Annotated in this window: 17 protein-coding genes; 7 read left to right on the forward strand and 10 right to left on the reverse strand. The window is 75.2% G+C overall.

What is annotated here, in order from left to right:
- Positions 1-92: 92 nt before the first annotated feature.
- A complete protein-coding gene (locus ACN20G_RS25115) occupies positions 93-1,454 on the reverse strand; it encodes an FAD-dependent oxidoreductase (protein ID WP_424215080.1) in 1,362 nt (453 codons plus the stop codon).
- 405 nt (positions 1,455-1,859) lie between these two features.
- Between ACN20G_RS25115 and ACN20G_RS25120 the strand changes: the two genes are divergently transcribed.
- Positions 1,860-3,362 (forward strand): FUSC family protein, encoded by a 1,503-nt coding sequence (locus tag ACN20G_RS25120; protein ID WP_424215674.1) that lies wholly within the window; start codon positions 1,860-1,862, stop codon positions 3,360-3,362.
- Between the two features lie 82 nt (positions 3,363-3,444).
- Here ACN20G_RS25120 and ACN20G_RS25125 read toward each other — a convergent pair whose 3' ends face one another.
- On the reverse strand, positions 3,445-4,296 hold the full coding sequence (locus ACN20G_RS25125) for a LysR family substrate-binding domain-containing protein (RefSeq protein ID WP_424215081.1): 852 nt from the start codon (positions 4,294-4,296) through the stop codon (positions 3,445-3,447).
- 137 nt (positions 4,297-4,433) lie between these two features.
- On the opposite strand from ACN20G_RS25125, the gene ACN20G_RS25130 reads away from it, so the two are divergent.
- A complete protein-coding gene (locus tag ACN20G_RS25130; protein WP_424215082.1) occupies positions 4,434-4,868 on the forward strand; it encodes a DUF5997 family protein in 435 nt (144 codons plus the stop codon).
- Between the two features lie 110 nt (positions 4,869-4,978).
- Here the strand turns inward: ACN20G_RS25130 and ACN20G_RS25135 are convergent, their stop codons facing one another.
- Positions 4,979-7,312, reverse strand: a complete 2,334-nt coding sequence (locus ACN20G_RS25135; RefSeq protein WP_424215083.1) for a HelD family protein — start codon at positions 7,310-7,312, stop codon at positions 4,979-4,981.
- 340 nt (positions 7,313-7,652) lie between these two features.
- Between ACN20G_RS25135 and ACN20G_RS25140 the strand changes: the two genes are divergently transcribed.
- Together ACN20G_RS25140 and ACN20G_RS25145 are read left to right on the forward strand one after the other, a co-directional pair.
- A complete protein-coding gene (locus ACN20G_RS25140) occupies positions 7,653-8,795 on the forward strand; it encodes a nitric oxide synthase oxygenase (protein ID WP_424215084.1) in 1,143 nt (380 codons plus the stop codon).
- Positions 8,796-8,906: 111 nt separating this feature from the next.
- Positions 8,907-10,004 (forward strand): lactonase family protein, encoded by a 1,098-nt coding sequence (locus tag ACN20G_RS25145; protein ID WP_424215085.1) that lies wholly within the window; start codon positions 8,907-8,909, stop codon positions 10,002-10,004.
- A gap of 104 nt (positions 10,005-10,108) precedes the next feature.
- Here the strand turns inward: ACN20G_RS25145 and ACN20G_RS25150 are convergent, their stop codons facing one another.
- The 3 genes from ACN20G_RS25150 to ACN20G_RS25160 all read right to left on the reverse strand — a co-directional run bounded on the left by ACN20G_RS25150 (position 10,109) and on the right by ACN20G_RS25160 (position 13,102).
- Entirely contained in the window at positions 10,109-11,029 is a 921-nt protein-coding gene (locus ACN20G_RS25150; RefSeq protein WP_424215086.1) for a sirohydrochlorin chelatase, read from the reverse strand.
- A 206-nt stretch (positions 11,030-11,235) separates the two neighbouring features.
- On the reverse strand, positions 11,236-11,928 hold the full coding sequence (locus tag ACN20G_RS25155) for a uracil-DNA glycosylase (RefSeq protein ID WP_424215087.1): 693 nt from the start codon (positions 11,926-11,928) through the stop codon (positions 11,236-11,238).
- Positions 11,929-12,013: 85 nt separating this feature from the next.
- Entirely contained in the window at positions 12,014-13,102 is a 1,089-nt protein-coding gene (locus ACN20G_RS25160) for a WD40/YVTN/BNR-like repeat-containing protein (protein WP_424215088.1), read from the reverse strand.
- Positions 13,103-13,332: 230 nt separating this feature from the next.
- Between ACN20G_RS25160 and ACN20G_RS25165 the strand changes: the two genes are divergently transcribed.
- Both ACN20G_RS25165 and ACN20G_RS25170 read left to right on the forward strand, forming a co-directional pair.
- Positions 13,333-14,412 carry an NADH:flavin oxidoreductase/NADH oxidase gene (locus tag ACN20G_RS25165; protein ID WP_424215089.1) on the forward strand — a complete coding sequence of 360 codons (1,080 nt, stop codon included), beginning with the start codon at positions 13,333-13,335 and terminating at the stop codon, positions 14,410-14,412.
- Positions 14,413-14,512: 100 nt separating this feature from the next.
- Positions 14,513-14,875 carry an ArsR/SmtB family transcription factor gene (locus ACN20G_RS25170; protein ID WP_424215090.1) on the forward strand — a complete coding sequence of 121 codons (363 nt, stop codon included), beginning with the start codon at positions 14,513-14,515 and terminating at the stop codon, positions 14,873-14,875.
- A gap of 26 nt (positions 14,876-14,901) precedes the next feature.
- Here ACN20G_RS25170 and ACN20G_RS25175 read toward each other — a convergent pair whose 3' ends face one another.
- Complete coding sequence (locus ACN20G_RS25175) at positions 14,902-16,284, reverse strand: FAD-dependent oxidoreductase (protein ID WP_424215091.1); 1,383 nt, start codon at positions 16,282-16,284, stop codon at positions 14,902-14,904.
- A gap of 125 nt (positions 16,285-16,409) precedes the next feature.
- Here ACN20G_RS25175 and ACN20G_RS25180 point away from each other — a divergent pair, with 125 nt between their 5' ends.
- Entirely contained in the window at positions 16,410-16,805 is a 396-nt protein-coding gene (locus ACN20G_RS25180) for an Mth938-like domain-containing protein (protein ID WP_424215092.1), read from the forward strand.
- Position 16,806: 1 nt separating this feature from the next.
- Here ACN20G_RS25180 and ACN20G_RS25185 read toward each other — a convergent pair whose 3' ends face one another.
- The 3 genes from ACN20G_RS25185 to ACN20G_RS25195 all read right to left on the reverse strand — a co-directional run bounded on the left by ACN20G_RS25185 (position 16,807) and on the right by ACN20G_RS25195 (position 19,248).
- Complete coding sequence (locus ACN20G_RS25185) at positions 16,807-17,418, reverse strand: TetR/AcrR family transcriptional regulator (protein WP_424215093.1); 612 nt, start codon at positions 17,416-17,418, stop codon at positions 16,807-16,809.
- Between the two features lie 126 nt (positions 17,419-17,544).
- Positions 17,545-18,267, reverse strand: a complete 723-nt coding sequence (locus ACN20G_RS25190; protein ID WP_424215094.1) for a phosphatase PAP2 family protein — start codon at positions 18,265-18,267, stop codon at positions 17,545-17,547.
- A 45-nt stretch (positions 18,268-18,312) separates the two neighbouring features.
- The gene (locus tag ACN20G_RS25195; RefSeq protein ID WP_424215095.1) at positions 18,313-19,248 is read right to left on the reverse strand and encodes a M56 family metallopeptidase; all 936 of its coding nucleotides are present in this window, start codon (positions 19,246-19,248) and stop codon (positions 18,313-18,315) included.
- Between the last annotated feature and the right edge of the window lie 12 nt (positions 19,249-19,260).

Here is a 19,260-nt window from a genome sequence, read left to right on the forward strand (position 1 = left end):
CTCGGGGGCGTGCGGACCCGAAGGTCACACGCCCCCGAGCGCCGTTCGGGGCATCGGGAGGGGTGCGCGCGGTGGGCCCGCGCGCGGTGGGCTCAGGCCCCGCTCGCCTTGAGCATGTCCTCGCGTTCCACGATCTTCACCCGGTCGCGGGCCTGCGCGGCGCCGAGCTCCTTCTCCGCCGCGTCGAGCCGGTACCAGCCCTCCCACGTGGTGTAGCGGACCCCGCGCGCGGCCAGGTGGGCCTCGGTGGCCTCGGGCTCGGGCGTGGCCGGGGCGGGCAGCCGCCCGGCCGCGTGGTCGGCCAGCAGGCTCGCGACGGTCTCGTTGGCGTCGCCCTTGGTGTGGCCGATGAGGCCGATGGGGCCGCGCCGGATCCATCCGGTGACGTAGGCGGAGGTCAGGTGCTCGCCGCCGGAGATCACCCGACCGGCCTCGTCGGGCACGGTCCCGGTGGTCACGTCCCAGGGGAGCTTGGCCAGCTCGTCGGAGAGGTAGCCGACCGCGCGGTAGACCGACTCCACCTCCCAGTCGCGGAACTCGCCGGTGCCCTCGACGTTGCCGGTGCCGTCCAGTCGGGTGCGCTCGGTGCGCAGCCCGACGACGGAGCCGTCCTCGCCGAGGATCTCGGTGGGCGACTCGAAGAAGTGCAGGAACAGCTTGTGCGGGCGGTCGCCCACGTCCCGGATCGCCCAGTTCTCCAGGGTCTTGGCCACCATGTCGACCTGCTTGTTGGCGCGGCGGTCGGTGATCGAGCCCGCGTCGTAGTCGATGTCCTCGGGGTCGACGATGACCTCGATGGTGGGGGAGTGGTCGAGCTCGCGCAGTTCCATGGGGCTGAACTTGGCCTGGGCCGGGCCGCGCCGTCCGAACACGTGGATCTCCACGGCCTCGTTCGCCTTGAGCCCGTCGTACACGTTCGCCGGGATCTCGGTGGGCAGCAGCTCGTCGGCGGTCTTCGCCAGGATGCGGGCCACGTCCAGGGCCACGTTGCCGACGCCGAGGACGGCCACCTTGCGGGCGGTCAGCGGCCAGGTGCGCGGCACGTCGGGGTGGCCGTCGTACCAGGAGACGAAGTCGGCGGCGCCGTAGGAGCCGTCGAGGTCGATGCCCGGGATCGACAGCTCGCGGTCGGCCGTCGCGCCGGTGGAGAAGATCACCGCGTCGTACAGCGAGCGCAGCTCGTCGAGGTCGATGTCCTTGGGGTAGTCGACGTTGCCGAACAGGCGCACCTGCGGCTTGTCGAGCACCTGGTGCAGGGCCTTGACGATCCCCTTGATGCGGGGGTGGTCGGGGGCGACGCCGTAGCGGATGAGCCCGAAGGGCGCCGGCATCCGCTCGAAGATGTCGATGGAGACGCCGGGTTCCGCGGCGGTCTCGGACTTCAGCAGAGCGTCGGCGGCGTAGATGCCGGCGGGGCCGGCGCCGACTATCGCGACCCGGAGCGGGCGGGACATGGCAGGTTCCCTTCGAGTGGTGCAGCACTGATCTTAGGGCACCCTAACGAAGCTCCGGACCGGAACGGTATTCACACCGCTTTATGTATGCATAAGGCTGCCTTATGGGTACTCAAAGTCCCCCTTGACGTGACGCGGTCGGGTCGAGCGCACGCCACCGGCCCCGCCAGTGGCCGAAATCACGGGCCCGCCGACCCGAAAGAACCGGGCGGGCTTGAGCTACCGGCACCCGTGATGATTATCTGTGGTGTATCCACGTACTTCGGCGCCGTCCAGCGCCGGCCCGGCGACGAAGCCGGCCCGGACCCGCGGCGCCTTTCGTCGTGTCCGCGTGCCCCACCACCCCCGGGCGACCACGCGACGCGGCGGAAGCATCACAGGGGGGCGGCCACCGCCGTGAAGAAGATGTTCATCGCCCCGGACCCGGGCTTGCTCCGGCTCCGGATCGCGTCCCGGGCGGTCATCGGCGTCGGAGCCGCCGTGGCCCTGTCCGAACTGTGCGGACTGTCCTTGGTGGCCTCCATCACCAGCGGCCTCGCCGCGCTCCTGGCCCTGTTCACGGTCACCGACACGAGCGTGACCGCCCAGCGGCTCACCACCGCCCTGCTGCCGGCGGCCGGCTTCCCGGTCCTCGCCCTGGCCACCACCCTGCACGGCATCCCGCTCCTGCGCGACATCGCCTTCATCGCGATCGTGTTCGCCGGGGTCTACGCCCGCCGCTTCGGCCCGCGCGGGCACGCCCTGGGCATCTTCGCCTTCATGCAGTTCTTCGTCACCCAGTTCCTGCACGCCGCGCCCGCGCAGCTGCCCGAGCTCTTCGCCTCCGTGACCCTGGCCCTGGTCGCGGCCGGCCTCGTGCGCTTCGTGCTCTGGCCCATCGAACGCCGCACCCCGCCCGCCCCCCTGCCGGCCCCGTTGCCGGGGGTCCGGCTGGCCCGGGCCACCACCCGACAGGCATTCCAGGCCACCGCCGCCTGCGCCGCCGCCCTCGCCGTGGGCCAACTCCTCTCCAGCGACCGCTGGTACTGGGCCGTCGGCACCGCCTGGTGGATCTTCGTCAACACCTCCTCGCGCGGCGAGACCCTGGTCCGGGGCTTCCGCCGGGTGCTCGGCACGGTGGTCGGCGTCATCGCCGGCGTGCTCGTGGCCATCCCCCTCGACGGCGCCGGATGGCCCACCGCCGTCCTCGTCGCGCTGTGCGTGTTCGGGATCTTCTACACCGCCCCGGTCTCCTACTCGTGGATGATGCTCGCCGTCACCCTGATGGCCGGACTCCTCTACGGGCTCCTCGGCGTCCTCGACCACGACCTGCTCGTGCTGCGCCTGCTGGAGACCGGCGTCGGGGCCCTGTTCGCCGGGCTCGCCGTGATCGTGGTCCTGCCCGTCACCACCCACGCCACCAACGAGGCGTGGATCCAGCGGGCCCTGCGCTGCGTGCACGCGGCCACCACCGAGGCCGGCGCCCGACTGGCCGGCTCGCCCACCGCCGACCCCTCCCCGCACGTGCTGGAACTGGAACTGCTGCTGGGCCGGGTCCGCCCCGCCCTGGCCCCCCTGGTCCACCCGCTCAGCCCCTTCCGGGCCCGCAAGGCCCGCGCCCGCCAGGTGCTCGCCCTGCTCGACGCCTGCTCCCGCGAGGTCCGCGCCCTGGCCGCCGTCGCCGCCGACCCGGCCGCCTCCCACGACGAGCGCCTCGCCGCCGCCTGCCGCCGGGTCGAGCACGCCGTGGCCGACCTCACCGCCGGCGAACGCGCCCGCCACGCCCCGGCCCCCGCCCACCACGCCCATCAGGAGGCCCCGGCCGAGCCCGCCCTGCGCCACCTGCACGGACTGGAGCGGGCCCTGGCCGAGCTCACGGTCCCGCTGCGGCCGGCGCCCCCGCGCGGCTCCCTCGTCGGCGCGGCCTGAGCCCCCGTACGAGGAACGGGCCCGCCGACACCGGATGGTGTCGGCGGGCCCGTCCCGTTCTCCCGCGACGCGGCGGCGGCCCTCAGCCCCGCCGGCGCCCGCGGCCCGTGTTCTTGCCGCCCTGCCCCGAGCGCCCGCCGCCCGCGCGACCCGAGGCCCCGCCGGCGCGCCGGCCGCCCTGACCGGCCTGGCCGCCCTGGCCCTGGCGTCGCCCGCCGGCGGCCGGCTTGGCCCCCTTGGCCCCGCCGCGCGCGCCCTTCGCCTCCTTCGTCTCCTTGCCCGCGTCCCGGCCCTCCTCGGTCCGTCGCCCCCGCGAGCTGTTCACCGTGCGCCCGCGCACGATCCCGATGAAGTCCTCCACCGCGTCGGTGGTCCGCTCCTCCGGCCACGCCAGCGCCACCCGCGACTGCGGGGCGTCGGTGACCGTCCGGTACGTCACGTCCCGCCGGTGGTACAGGCGCGCCAGGGACTGCGGCACCACCAGCACGCCCACGTTCGCCGCCACCAGCTCGATCGCGTCCACCGTGGTCTCCGGCCGCTGGAACCCCGGGGTCCCCGGCAGCTCCGCCTCCGACCAGCCCAGCACGTCGTCCAGGGGCAGGAACACGACCTCCTCGGCGAGGTCCGCGAGCACGACCTCCTCGGCGGCCGTGATCACGTGGTCCTTGGGCACGACGACCACCGAGGTCTCGGTGTACAGCGGGATCGCGCTGAAGTAGGGCTTCTCCACCGGCAGCCGCACCAGCCCCGCGTCCGCCCCGCCGGCCCGCAACAGCCCCGGGGCCTCGGCCGCCGGCACCGACAGCAGCTCCAGGTACGCGTCCGGCATCCGCTCGCGCCAGATCCGCGCCCACTTCGCGGGAGTGGCGCCCGGCACGTAGGCCAGGCGGAACGCCGGCTCCGGCGAGTCGACGGCCTCCGGCGCGTCCGTCACGTCCGGCGCCTCCGGGGCGTCCGGGGCGTCCTGAGGGGTCGGGGGAACGGGGGAGGGGGAGCTTTCCGAGCCTGTCACCGGGCCAGATTACCGGCCGTGGTCACGACCGGCCGCCCGCGCTCGATATCCTGGACGGCATGACGTCGCACCGCAGCACCCAGTCCATGAAGCCCGCGACCGCGGCCAAGAAGTTGGGTGTGTACCTCGAAGCCACCCCCGCAGAGTTCCGGGAGGGTGTCGTCACGCGCGACGAATTCAACGCCCTTCAGGCCGAGCCGCCCGCGTGGCTGGTCGAACTCCGCCGCAACGGGCCGCACCCGCGCCCCGTCGTCGCGGCCCGCCTCGGCGTGTCCATCTCGGGCCTCGCCCGCGGCGGCATCACCGACGCGCTCACCACCGAGCAGATCGACGCCCTGCGCGACGAGGACCCCGAGTGGCTGCGCGCCGAGCGCGCCACCCAGGCCGAGGTCCGCAAGGAGACCGTCCGGGTCAAGGAGCTGCACGCCGCCAAGGCCGAGAAGGCCGAGAAGGCGGCGCGGGCCGAGGCCGAGAAGGACGGCCGCACCCGCTGACCCCTCCCCACCCCGCGGGCCCGGATCCGTCCGTCCCGCCGCACACCCCGCCGGCCCCGCGCCGCCACCGCCCTCCCGAGGGCGGTGCGCGGTCCGGGGCCGCCCCGTGCTCAGCGCGCCCCGGCGTGCTCCGGCAGCGTCTCCAGCCCCGCCGGCAGCGGCGCCGCGTGCACGACGCCCAGACTCCGGGTGGCCCGGGTCAGCGCCACGTACAGGTCGCTGGGCGCGAACGCGGCCGGTTCGACCACCACCACCGCGTCGAACTCCAGGCCCTTCGCCGCCCGGGGCTCCAGCACCACCACGGGCCGGGTCAGATCCGGCTCCGCCCCCGCCCCGGCCCCGACCAGGTCCGCCGCGAGCGTCGCGTGCAGCTCCGGGGGAGCGATCACCGCCAGCCGCCCGTGCTCCGTGCGCAGCTCGGTCACCGCCCGCGCCACCGCCGCCGACCACCCGGCCGGCTCCGGCCCCGAGTCCCCGCCCGGCACCCGCAGGGCCCACGGCCGCACCCCGGTGGACCGCACCGAGGCCGGCGGCTCGAACCGCGGGTCCCGGGCCCGCAGCACCCCCGCCGCGACCTCCATCAGCTCGGCCGGGGTCCGGTAGTTCACCCCGAGCCGCACCAGCTCCCAGCGGTCCTCCACCCACGGCGCCAGAATCTCCGCCCAGGAGCCGATCCCGGCCTCGTCCCCGGTCTGGGCCGGATCCCCGACCAGGGTCATGGAGCGGGTCGGACTGCGCCGCATCAGCAGCCGCCAGGCCATCGCCGACAGCTCCTGCGCCTCGTCCACGATCACGTGCCCGAAGGCCCAGGTACGGTCCGCCGCCGCCCGCTCCGCCGTCGTGCGGTGGTCGGCCTCCTCGTGCCGCTCCGCCATCCGCTCGGCGTCGATCAGGTCGTGCGCGGCCAGCAGCTCGCTCTCCTCGTCCTCGAACTCGTAGGACTCCGAGCCCGCCGACAGGTCCAGGACCCCTTGCGCGTAGGCGATCCGCCGCTCCCGTTCGCGCTGCTCGGCCGCGTGCCGCGCGGTCTCGTCCACGCCCAGCAGCTCCGCGGCCTCGTCCAGCAGCGGCACGTCCGAGGGGGTCCACGGCGCGCCGGCGGGGCGCCGGATCAGTGCGGCGTCGATCGCCGAGAGGTGCGTGGGCTCGGCGAGGAAGTCCGTCACCAGCTCCTCCGGGGTGAGCTCGGGCCACAGCTCGTCGACGGCCGCGTGCACCGCCGGGCTCGTGGCCACCTCCTTGCCGAGCTGGGCGGCGTCGTCGGGCCCCAGCAGGTTCGGGCCCCCGTAGGGGTCCGCGCCGAGCCGGTCCACGAGTTGTTCGGTGAGCGCGTCGATCACGGCGAACGCGAAGTAGGGGCGCGCGAGGTTGTGCGGCAGCCCGGTGCCGCGCGCCCGGTCCCGGGCGGCGTGCGCCATGGTCCGGTGCAGCAGCAGGGTGCCGTACTCCTCGTGGTCCACCTCGACGGCCGGCTCCGGCAGCACGGGCCGGCCGTCCGCCCCCAGGCTCTCCTCGCCGCAGTCGGCGGGCACCGTCTCGGGCAGTCGCTGCCGGTCGCGGACCACGGCGGCCAGCACCCCGGCGAGTTCCGCGCGCCCCTTCACCTCGGCCGCGCCGGGCCCCTCGGCGGCGGTCGCCCGCACCCCCGGGTACAGCTCGCCGATCGAGGCGAGCAGCACCCCGGTCTCGCCCAGGGCGGGCAGCACCTCCCCGATGTAACCGAGGAACGCGGGGTTGGGGCCCACGATCAGCACCCCGCGCCGGGCCAGGCGCTCGCGGTGCGCGTACAGCAGGTAGGCGGCCCGGTGCAGGGCCACGGCCGTCTTCCCGGTGCCGGGTCCGCCCTCGACCACCAGCACGCCCCGGTCGGGCGCGCGGATCACCCGGTCCTGTTCGGCCTGCACGGTCTCGACGATGTCGTGCATCCGGCCGGTGCGGGCCGAGTCCAGGGCGGCCAGCAGCACCGCGTCGGCGGTGGCGCCCTCGTGCCCGGTGCGCTCCGGGTCGGTCAGGTCGAGGATCTCGTCGTGCAGGGCGGTGACGGTGCGCCCGGAGGTGGTGATGTGACGTCGGCGGCGCAGGCCCATCGGGTGTCGGCCGGTGGCCAGGTAGAAGGGCCGGGCCCGGTCGGCCCGCCAGTCCAGGACGAGCGGGGTGCGCTCGGCGTCGTCGCGTCGGACCCCGATCCGGCCGATGTGGTGATCGGCTCCGTCGGCGAAATCCAGGCGCCCGAAGCAGAGCCCGTTCTCCCCCGCGTCCAATGCCGCCAACAGCCCCGACTGTTCGGCGACCAGGACATCTCGTTCGAGCCGGGCCTGAAATCCCGTACCGACCTCGCGCAGCGCCTCCCGGACCGCCCTTTCGGCACGTTCCCGCAGGTCGTCGAGGTGGTGGTACAGCTCCGTGACGAATTCCTGTTCGTTTCGGAATTCCTCGGTTGACAATGTGACTCCCGACGCGATAGAGTGCCCTTATAGCCTTCCGCGTATCGCCCTGAAGAACTTCGGGAAACGAAGACGCGAATCTCCCAAGATACGCTCGACACCCTGACGGGTCAATTGCCGTCGGGGTTTTTTCGTGCCCGGAATCCCCTGTGCTCCCACGACTCCGAGAGGGCGCCGGATGGTACGCGCCGGCCGCCCCGTGCGGGGCCCAACCGGTGAAGCTCACCCGTCGGAGTGAGCCGCGTCCACCTGACCCCCGACCGCCCGCCCCCGGCGGTAGAACGGGTCCCTGGTCCAGGCACGCGCATTCGGCAGGGGGTAGTCGTCCGGGATGAAGACGATGCGACAGGGTGTCATCACCACCCACGAGGTGGACCCGCGGGTGTGGGCCGAGGCGGAGGAGTTCATCCGCCTGTACCACCGCGAGATACCCGGCGCGGGCGACCCCCGCGCACGGCTCGACGCCGTCCGGGCCGAACTCGCCGAGACCGGCACCTACCGGCACACCCCGGAGGAGCTGACCCACGGCGCCCGCGTCGCGTGGCGCAACAGCAACCGCTGCATCGGCCGGCTGTACTGGAACTCGCTGCGGGTCCGCGACCGCCGCGAGGTCGCCGACGCCGACACCATCGCCGAGGAGTGCGCCGCCCACCTGACGGAGGCCGGCAACGACGGTCGGATCCGCCCCACCCTCACCGTCTTCGCCCCCGACGCCCCCGACCGCCCCGGCCCGGTGATCTGGAACGAGCAGCTCATCCGCTACGCCGGCTACGGGGACCAGGACAGCGCCTTCGTGGGCGACCCCCGCAACGCCCCGCTGACCCGAGCCCTGCGCCGGATGGGCTGGACCGGCGGCGCGGGCACCCCCTTCGACGTGCTGCCGCTGGTGGTGCAGGGCGCGGGGGAGGAGCCCCGCTGGTTCGAACTGCCCCCCGAGGCGGTCCTGGAGGTCCCCATCCGGCACCCCGACGACGACCACTGGGCGGACTGGGGCCTGCGCTGGCACGCCGTGCCCGCCATCTCCAACATGTGCCTGGAGATCGGTGGCGTGCGCTATCCCGCCGCCCCCTTCAACGGCTGGTACATGGGCACCGAGATCGGGGCCCGCAACCTCGGCGACGAGGACCGCTACAACCTGCTGCCCGTGGTGGCCCTCCGGCTCGGCCTCGACCTGTCCAGCGAGCGCTCGCTGTGGAAGGACCGGGCCCTGGTCGAGCTCAACCGCGCCGTCCTGCACTCCTTCGACCGGGCCGGGGTCACCATGGCCGACCACCACACCGAGTCCCGCCGCTTCCTCGCCCACATCGACCGTGAGGAGCGCAAGGGCCGCGAGGTAGGCGCCGACTGGGCCTGGATCGTGCCGCCGATCTCCGGCTCCGCCACCCCCGTCTTCCACCGCACCTACGAGAACCACGAGTCGGGCCCCGCCTACCGGCACCACGCCGGGGCCGCCGAACGCGCCCAAGGACACGGTCTGGTCTAGACCTTCTGCTACCGTCGCCTCACCAGGGCGAAGGCGCACCCGAGCCCGGCGCCGGCCCGCCCGCGCGCCGGCCGCGCGCCCGCCCGTCACGGCGGCGAGCGGAGGAGCCCGATGGGCCAGGCAGGAACCACGACGACGGACACCCCCGCGGGCGCCGCCCCGGCCGACCGCTGGGCCTTCATCGGCTCCTTCACCTCCGCCGGCGGCGCCGGCATCACCACCGCCGCCGTCGACCCCGCCACCGGCGCCCTCACCGCGCGCGCGAGCCACGACACCCTGCCCGACCCCTCCTGGCTCGCCGCCGGCGACCGCCCCGGCCTCCTGCACGCCGTCAGCGAGAACGACCGCGGCCTCATCGCCTCCTTCCGCGCCGACCCGCGCACCGGAGCCCTGACCCCGGTCGGCGCGCCGGTGCCCACCGAGGCCGCCGGCCCCACCCACCTGGCCCGCTTCGGCGACCGGCTGGTCAGCGCGAACTACACCGACGGCAGCCTCAGTTCGGTCGCCCTCGACCCCGCCGGCGCCCCGCGCGGCCCGGCCCGGGTCCTGCCGTACCGAGGCACCGGCCCCGACCCCGACCGGCAGGAGCGCCCGCACGCCCACCAGGTCGTCGTCGACCCCACCGGACGCCTGCTGCTCTCGGCGGACCTCGGCACCGACACCGTCCGCGTCCACGACGCCGAAGGCCCCGACGGCGCCCCGCGCGTCCGCTCCGAGACCCGCCTGCGGGCCGGCGCCGGCCCCCGTCACCTCGCCTTCCACCCCACCGCCGGACTCTTCTACGTGGCCCACGAGTTGGAGCCGCTGGTCAGCGTCTGCCGTCTCGACGCCGGCTCGGGCGAGGTGACGGTGCTCGCGGAGCTGCCGATCCCGGCCGCGGGCGCCCCCGGCGGGGCGCGGGCCTACCCCTCCGGCATCGTCGTCGACCCCACCGGCCGACACCTGTGGATCGCCGTGCGCGGCACCGACACCCTGGTCACCTGGGAACTCGCCCCCGATCCGGCCGCGCCCGCCCTCGTCGGCAGCGTGCCCTGCGGCGGGGCGTGGCCGCGCGACCTCGCCCAGGACCCGCTGACGGGCCGGCTGTACGTGGCCAACGAACGCTCCGGCGCGGTCACCTGGTTCGACACCGACCCCGACAGCGGCCTGCCGAGCGCCGCCGGCGCCCTCGCCGTCCGCGCCCCCAGCCGCGTCCTGTTCGGCCCCTGACCCCGCCCGCGACACCGAGGGGGCCCGGCACCGCGCGCTCACGCGTGGCACCGGGCCCCCTCGGTCCCCTGGGGACGAACCCGTCCGGACGGGTGACGTCCGCGTCAGCGGGCCCCGGCCGGCTGCGGGATGCCCAGCGCCGCCGCGTACTGGGCCACGGCCCGCTTGCCCAGCGCCGGGTAGGCGCCGAGGGTCTCGGCGGCCCGGCACTCGGCCTCCTTGCACGCCGTGTCGAGCAGGCCCTCGGGGGTCTCCGGGCCGATCAGGTACGGGGCCAACGCCAGGTTCGTGGAACCCGATTCGCGCAGTCGCGCCGCCACGGCCGCCACCGCGCCCTCGTCGTCGAGCGCGGCCGCGATCACCGGCACCGCCAGACGGGCCGCCAGCAGCATCCCGGTGATGCCGGCCGCCTGCACGGCCTCCTCGCCGCCGGTGGTGGCCAGGATGATGCCGTCGGCGGCGGTGGTCACGGTGAACAGGCGCGCGCGGTCCGCGCGGGCCAGCCCGGCCTCCGACAGGCGCACGTGCAGGGCCTCGGCCAGCAGCGGGTGCGGGCCGAGCACGTCGGCCAGTTCGGCGGCCGCGGTGGAGTCCATCAGGGCGCGTCGGGTGCGGCGCAGCAGGTCGGCGTCGGGGCCGGCCAGCAGGGGCACCACGACCGCGTCCGGGCCGGTGGGGCGGGGCACGTCCTGGCCGGCGGCCCGGGCGAACTCCGCGCGCGCGGTCCGCTCGGCGGCGACCGTGTCCAACACCGAGGACAGCGAGGGGAACTCGGCGTCCTCCCCGGTCCCGCCCTCCAGGTAGCCGATCCGGACCTCCAGGCCCGGCAGCTCGGAGCGCCCGATGCTGATCAGCTCCTCCGCGAGGCCGCGCGAGGCGGCCGACGGGGTCCCCGGTACGGCGAGGACCAGAGCGGGGGCACCCTGGGGAGCCGACGCGGGCTCGGGGCGGCGGTGCCGCCCGGTCTGTCGAGGTCGGGGCATTCGTACGGGCAGGCCGTTCGCAGGCCCAGTGGGGGTGCTCATGGCGCCGCATGGTACTGGTTTTCGCGCACCGGCTGTTCGGTCAGGGTTCACTCGGACGGCATCTGTCCGGATTTATCCGGCGAATGTCACATACGGTCAGCGGGCTTGTCCGGACCGTGTCGTGACCCCCGACACCCCCGACGCCCCTCCCGGAGAGCGTCGGCACCCCTCGCGACCTGCGCCGCGAGGGGTGCCGACGGCGAGGGTCAGGCGCCGGCCATCGGCGGCAGCGACCAGTCCACCGGGGTCGCGCCCTGCTGGAGCAGCAGCTCGTTGGTCCGGCTGAACGGGCGGGATCCGAAGAACCCGTTGTCCGCCGACCGGGGCGAGGGGTGGGTGGACTCGATCGCCGGCAACTCGCCCAGCAGCGGGCGCAGGTTGCGCGCCGGCCGGCCCCACAGGATCGACACCAGGGGCTTGCCGCGCGCCGCCAGCGCCCGGATCGCCTGCTCGGTGACGGCCTCCCAGCCCTTGCCCGCGTGCGAGTTGGGGCGTCGGGGGGCCACGCTCAGGGAACGGTTGAGCAGCAGCACGCCCTGGCGGGTCCAGGGCGTGAGGTCCCCGTTGGCCGGTCGCGGGTGCCCGATGTCCCGGTGCAGTTCCAGGAAGATGTTGTCCAGGCTCGGCGGGATCGGGTTCACCTCCGGGGCCACGGAGAAGGACAGCCCGACCGCGTGCCCCGGGGTCGGATAGGGGTCCTGCCCGACGATGAGGACCTTGACCTCGTCGAAGGGTTGTTGGAAGGCGCGCAGGATCTGCGCGCCCGCCGGTAGGTAGGTGCGCCCGGCGGCGATCTCGGCACGCAGGAAGTCGCCCATCGCGGCGATCTCCCCGGCGACCGGTTCGAGGGCCCGGGCCCAGTTCGGTTCGACGATCTCATTCAACGGTCGTGCAGCCACGGGTTCACTCTATCGGCCCACACCGACAACGCGGCCGGACCGAAAGGCCCGTGCGGACCTCCGCGCGGCCCCTTCGGAGGGGCCGTCAGTCGATCACCGCCGCGCGCACGCACAGCACGTCCGGCAGGTGCGAGGCGAGCAGCCGCCAGGAGTCCCCGTCGTCGGCGCTCGCGTACACCTCGCCGTTGCGGTTGCCGAAGTAGATCCCGGCGGGGTCGGCGTCGTCCGTGCACAGGGCGTCGCGGAGCACCGTGCCGTAGTGGTCCCCGGTCGGCAGGCCGTTCTCCAACGGCTCCCAGGTGCGGCCCGCGTCGCGGGTGCGGAACGGTCGGCACCGGTGTTCGGCCGGCACCCGGTCGGAGTCGGCGTTGAGCGGGAACACGTAGGCGGTGTCGGCCCGGTGCGGGTGCGCGGCCACCGCGAAGCCGAAGTCGGAGGGGAGCGGGGAGCCCACGTCGGTCCAGTGCGCCCCGGCGTCGTCGCTGCGGAACACGCCCCAGTGGTTCTGGAGGTAGAGCCGGTCCGGATCGCCCGCGTCCCGGGCCACCTTGTGCACGCACTGCCCGAACTCCGGGTCCGGGTCGGGCAGGAAGACGGCCGAGACCCCGCGGTTGGACGGAGCCCAGCTCGCGCCGCCGTCGAGAGTGCGGAAGACCCCGGCGGTGGAGACGGCGACCGTCACGGCGGCCGGGTCGCGGGGGTCGGTCAGCACGGTGTGCAGCCCCTCGCCGCCGCCGCCCGGCACCCAGGCCGAGCGGGTGGGGTGCTCCCACAGCGGGCGGACCAGGTCGAAGCTCTCGCCCCGGTCCTCGGAGCGGAACAGGGCGGCCGGCTCGGTGCCCGCGTACACCACGTCGGGGGCCTCGGGCCCGGCCGGGTGCAACTGCCAGACCCGTTCCAGCGAGGCGCCGGTGTCGGCGGGGAAGCGGACGGCCGGCGCGGTCGGCTCGTGCCAGGTCGCCCCGAGGTCGTCGGAGTGGAAGACGGAAGGGCCCCAGTGCGCGCTGTCGCCCGCCGCGAGCAGCCGGGGAACGGGCCCGCGGCGGTCCACGGCCACGGCCGAGACGGCCTGCGCGTTGAATTCGGGCGGCCGGAAGGACCAATCGCGGCCCGCGACGCGTTCACCGATGAAGAGGCCCTTGCGCGTCCCCACGAGCAACAGAACGTCGGTCATCGTGCACACCCTTCCACCGGGGGGACCGCGACCCGGCGGGCGCGGGGTCGTGAGGGTCCCGCCCCGCCAGTCTGGACCCGCCGGCGGCGAAGGGCGCGGCGACGCGCCCGCCCCGCTGGTACGAGAGTTCTCGTAGTACGAGAACTCTCGTAATACGAGGAAACTCGTAGTACGGTGATTCTCGTACCCGGCGCCGAACGGCGGCGCCGACCGACCCCCGGAGCCGTCCCATGACCGCCGCCCTGTTCGCCCCGTACACCCTGCGCTCGCTGACCGTCCCGAACCGGGTCTGGATGGCGGCCATGTGCCAGTACAGCGCCGCCGCCGACGGCCCGCTGGCCGGGGCGGTCACGGACTGGCACTTCGCCCACTACGCGGCCCGCGCCGTCGGCGGCGCCGGCCTGATCGTCCAGGAGGCCACGGCCGTCTCGCCCGAGGGCCGGATCTCCGCCCACGACCTCGGCCTGTGGAACGAGGAGCAGGTCACGGCCGCCCGCCGCCTCACCTCCTTCCTCACCGCCCAGGGCGCCGTCCCCGGCGTCCAGCTCTCCCACGCCGGCCGCAAGGCGTCCACCGCCGTCACCTGGGAAGGCGGCGGCCCGATCACCGAGGCCGAGGGCGGCTGGGCCACCGTGGCCCCCAGCGCCGTCCCCTACGACGAGGGCCAGCCGGTCCCGCACGCGCTGACCGAGGAGGAGATCGCCGGCGTCGTCGCCGACTTCGCCGCCGCCGCCCGCCGCGCCCTGGACGCCGGCTACCGGGTGGTCGAGGTGCACGGCGCCCACGGATACCTGATCGGCCAGTTCCTCTCCCCGCACAGCAACCGCCGCACCGACCGCTACGGCGGCTCCTTCGAGAACCGGATCCGCTTCGCCGTCGAGGTGGTCGACGCCGTGCGCGCCGTCTGGCCCGAGGACCTGCCGGTGTTCTTCCGGATCTCCGCCACCGACTGGCTCGACGAGGAGGGCTGGACCGAGGACGACACCGTCCGCCTCGCCCCGATCCTGCGCGAGCACGGCGTGGACCTCCTCGACGTGTCCACCGGCGGCCTCGCCCCGCGCGTGCGCATCCCCGTCTTCCCCGGCTACCAGGTCTCCTTCGCCGCCCGCGTCCAGCGCGAGACCGAGCTGCCCGCCGCCGCCGTCGGCCTGATCACCGAACCCGCCCAGGCCGAGAAGATCCTCGCCAACGGGGAGGCCGCGGCCGTGCTGCTCGGCCGCGAACTGCTGCGCGACCCGCACTGGGCCCGCCGCGCCGCCCGCGAGCTCGGGGCCGAGATCGCGATCCCGAACCAGTACCACCGCTCCTGACCCGAAAGCGTCGGGCCGGCGGAAAACCGCCCGCCGGCCCGCGCCTGTCCTACGATGCCCCTCGTACGAACACGCATCCGACGAGGGAAGGAGGTGCGGCATGACCAGGATCCCCGTGACCCCGGGCGCCCCCTCGCGCGTCCCCGCGCACCCCGAGGCCGCCGACATCCGCCTCGAAGCCGTGCTGCACGCCCTCGCCGACCCCATGCGACTGGCCGTCGTGTACGAACTCGCCGTCCGCGAGGAGGCCCTCTCCTGCTCCTGGTTCGGCCTGCCGGTCACCAAGTCCACCAGCACCCACCACTTCCGGGTGCTCCGCGACAGCGGCGTGATCAGCCAGTCCTACCAGGGCACCGCCAAGCTCAACGCCCTGCGCCGCACCGAACTCGACGCCCTCTTCCCCGGCCTCCTCGACAGCGTGCTGCGGGCCGTCGAGGCCGAACGGGCCCGCGAGAACGCCTGAGCACGCCCGACCCCGGCCGGTCGCCCTCAGCCCCCGGCCGGCCGATCCCCGGCCGCCCCGGCCGCCGCCAGCAGCCCGGCCCAGTCCGCGATCTTCACCGGCCCCCGACCCGAACGCCGGCCCAGCGCCGCCTCGGCCGCCTCGATCGCCAACCACCCCGGCCACAACACCGGCCGCAGCCCCGCCGCCCGCAACACCGGCAGCGGATCCTCCGACCGCCCGCCCCGGGCCACCAGCGCCCCCGCGTCCGCGAGCAGCGAGGACACCGTCTCCTTCGCGCACGGCCGGTTCGTCCCGATCACCCCCGTCGGCCCGCGCTTGATCCACCCCGCCACGTACTCCCCGAGCGAGGCCCGGCCCGCCCGCACCACCCGCCCCGCCGCGTGCGGCACCGTGCCCCGCCCCGCGTCGAAGGGCAGGCCCGGCAACGGCACCCCCCGATAGCCCACCGCCCGCAACACCAACTCCGCCGGCACCACCTCGAAGGACCCCGTGCCCCGCACCCCGCCCCGCCCGTCCGGCTCCGTCCGCTCGAAGCGCACCCCGGCCGCCGCCCCCGACCCGTCGTCCACGATCTCCACCGGACGCCGGTAGAACCGCAACCCCAGCCGCCGCTCCCCGCCGGCCGGGGCCCGCCCGGCCCACCCGCGCAGCACCTCCAGATTCCGCCGCGCGCCCGCCGGCAGCCCCGCCGCCACCCCGGGATCCGACCACGCCGGATCCACCGCGCACTCCGCCGCGTCCACCGTGCTCACCACCCCCGACAGCGCGCCCAGCTCCCGCAGCTCCTTCGTGGTGAACCGGCCGTCCGAGGGCCCCCGGCGCGCCACCATCGACACCGCACGCACCCCGCTGCCCGCCAGCGCGCCCAGCGCCCCGTCCGGGATGTCCGTGGACGCCAGCTCCCCGGCCTCCCGCACGAGCAGCCGCGCCACGTCCACCGCCACGTTCCCGGCCCCGATCACCACCGCCGAGCGCACCCCCGACAGGCCGAAGGAGGCCCCGGCCGCGTCCGGGTGGGCGCTGTACCAGGAGACGAAGGAGGTGGCCGAGCACACCCCCGCCAACTCCTCCCCGGGCACGTCGAGCAGCCGGTCCCGGGCCGCGCCCACGCAGTACACGACGGCGTGGTACAGCCGCCCCAACAGCGCGGCGTCCAGCGGCGCGGGCCCCACCTCCACGTTGCCGAGGAAACGGATCCGCTCGTGTTCGAGCACCGTCCGCAGGCTGCCCTGGAGGGACTTGATCTTCTCGTGGTCGGGGGCCACGCCGTAGCGCACCAGACCGTACGGGGCGGGCAGCCGGTCGAACACGTCCACGTGGACGCCCGGCACCTCCCGCTGGGACACCAGGGCCTGGGCGGCGTAGACCCCGCTGGGGCCCGATCCGATGACGGCGACGCGAAGCACGAGCGCGCTCCTTCCCGCGAGTGGCCCCCAGGATGGCACCGCGTGCCCCAGGAGTCTGCACCCCGTCCGCGATCGATCGCCCCCGGGCGTGTCGGGATCCCTCCCGGCCCTGTCATGATCACCGCATGACCGACGCCGAGCGCTCCGCACAGCCGCCCCGCACCCCGCGCGTCCTGAGCCTGGCCTGGGGCGAGATGACGATCGAGGGGACCGCCCCCGGCAAGGACTTCGTCGTGTACCCGGGCGGCGCCCACCCCTGGGACTGGGCCGCGCACGGCACCCGGCACGAGCCCGGGATCCTGCCCGGGGACGTCCGCGAACTCCTCGACCGGGGGGCCCGGGTGATGGTCCTCGGCCTCGGCATGGACAGCCGGCTGCGGATCGCCCCCGAGACCCGCGACCTGCTCCGCGAGAGCGGCGCGGAGGTCCACGCGCACGACACCCGGACGGCCGTCGAGGTCCACCACGCGCTGATCACCGGAGACCGACCCGTGGGCGCCCTCTTCCACTCCACCTGCTGAGTCAGCCCCGGGTCGGGTCCGGACCCGGCGGGGCGCCGCACTCCCAGGGCAGGGCGAAGCGCTCGAACAGCTCGGCCCGCAGCCGGGCCACCGGCATCGGCGCCCCCGGCAGCACGGCCGCGAACACCGCGCCCATGAGCAGGGCCCGCAGCATCGGGTAGTCCCGGTCCACATCGGTCGAACCCCACCGCTCCACCGCCCCGCGCAGCAGCTCCGCGAGCCGCTGCTGCTCCGGGCAGCGGACGAAGCCGTCCGCCGTGAGGATCCCCGCCATATGGCTCCGCATCACCGTCGGCCGGTCCCGGGCCAGCCCCAGGATCGCGTCCACGGCCCGGGCCAGCGCGTCCTGCGGACAGGCCCCCACCGGCTCCCGTTCCAGGGCCTCCGCCAGGGTCAGGTGCATCAGCCGGTGCACGGCGGACTGCACCAGGTGCCGTTTGCTCGGGAAGTAGTACGAGATCAGCCCCCGGGCCGTGCCCGCCCGGTCGGCGATCTGCCCGAGGGTCGTGGCCTCGTACCCGTGTTCGGCGACGAGCTCGACCGCCGCCCTCAGCAGGCGCTCGCGGGAGCGCCTGCGCAATTCCTCATTGACCGACGCGCTGCGCGGGGACATGCTTACTCCTGCGTTGACTGGCTGCCGGCCAATATACTCAGCGCGGATTCCGGTTCTGGGCGACGCGGGGGATCGTCCAGAACCGGTTTCCTCATGCCCGGGACGGCCCGACACACCGCGTCGGCGTCACCGGTGCCGCGCGGCTCTCGCCCCGGCATCCGCCGCGTCCCGCGCCGCCCCGCCCCGCACCCGTGCCAGCCCCGCCGCGCGCGGCGCCGGCGCCTCCGGCCCCAGCAGCGCGACCGCCGCCACCAGCGCCACCCCGAGCGTCCAGCCCGCGAGCACGTCGGTGCCCCAGTGCACGCCCAGGTACAGGCGGGTCAGACCCACGCCCACCACCGAGACCACCGCCGCCGTCCACGCCCACCACGGGGCCCGCCGCCCCACCTCCGGCAGGGCCCACAGCAGCAGCCCGCACACCACCGTCGCCGTCATCGCGTGCCCGGAGGGGAACGCCGCGAAGTGCGCGCTGTCCACCGGGTGAGTCCACTGCGGCCGGTCCCGGTCCACCGCCGCCTTCATGCCCTGCCCCACCCCGGCCGCGACCACCGTCGCCCCCGCGCACCACGCGGCCGGCCGTCGCCGGCCCCGCGTCCACAACCACACCACCACGGCGGCCATCAGCAACCGGAAGGTCCACGGATCCCACAGCCAGTCGCTGAGCAGCCGGTTCACCGTCACCCACCCGGGATGCGCCAGCGCGTGCCCGTGCAGGGCGCGGGCCAGCGACTCGTCCCCGTCGAGCACGGATCTGACCCGCAGGGCCACGCACACCGTGAGCGCGAGCGCCACGAGCCCGCACCCCACGCCGATCCCGCCGATGGTCCGTCCCGCTCGCTCGCCTCGCATCCCCCGATCCTGCCACCGGCACACGGATCGGGCACCCGTCCGCGCTCAGGACAGCGCGGACAACCCGGGCACGAACGCCACCACCAGCGGCACCGCCGGCACCAGCGCCGCCAGCGCCGTGAGCCGCAACCGCTGCCGCGCCGGCAGCCGGGGCGTCGCCGACAGCAGCCGCCGCACCCGGCGCGGCACGTGCGCCTGCGGGGTCGGGCAGGGCCCGAACACCCCCCGGTCCTCGTTCAACCCCACCAGCGCCAACGCGATCGTCAACCGGCCGTAGCGCCGCGAGGCCACGTCGTCGGCGGCCAGCTCCACCAAGTGGTGGATCTCCGCCTCGAAGGCCGCGAACACCGGAACCTGCGGGAACCCGCGCGCCAAGGCCCGCGAGCAGTGCAACAGCCAGTCGTGCCGGGCCGTCGCGTGCCCCCGCTCGTGCGCCAGGACCGCGTCCAACTGCCGCCCCTTGAGCCGCCGCAACGCCGCGGTGGTCACCACCAACCGGGGCGTGGCCCCCGCCATCCACCAGGCCGCGGGACGCTCCTCCTCCAACACCACCAACCGCTCCGGACCCGCCTCCTCGCCCGGCAACAGCGGGGCGCGCAACAGGAGTTCACGCCGCCGAGCCCGTCGGCGGACCCCCGCGCGCCACACCTCCCGCACCAGCATCGCGCCCGTCCACACCCCGCCCGCCGCCAACAGCAGCGCCACCCAGCCCGACCACGAGCCCTGGGCCACCGGCCCGTACGCCTCCGCCACCCCGTGCGGGGCCGAGGCGAAGACCCGGCCGTGGACCGTCCGCCACGACAGCGCGGCGCTCAACACCAGGGCCAACGCGGGACACAACAACACGGCACCGACCACGCACTGCCACACCCACAGGGCCACCACCGGTTCCCGCTCGGGCCACTGGGCACGCGCGAGCAGACGGGGGGCGAGGAAGGCGGTCAGGGCGCCGAGCAGCAGGAGAGCGGCGGGGACCATCATGTCGGTCACCCT

This window comes from Streptomyces dryopteridis (assembly GCF_049606955.1).
In the GTDB taxonomy this organism is placed as follows: Bacteria; Actinomycetota; Actinomycetes; order Streptomycetales; family Streptomycetaceae; genus Streptomyces.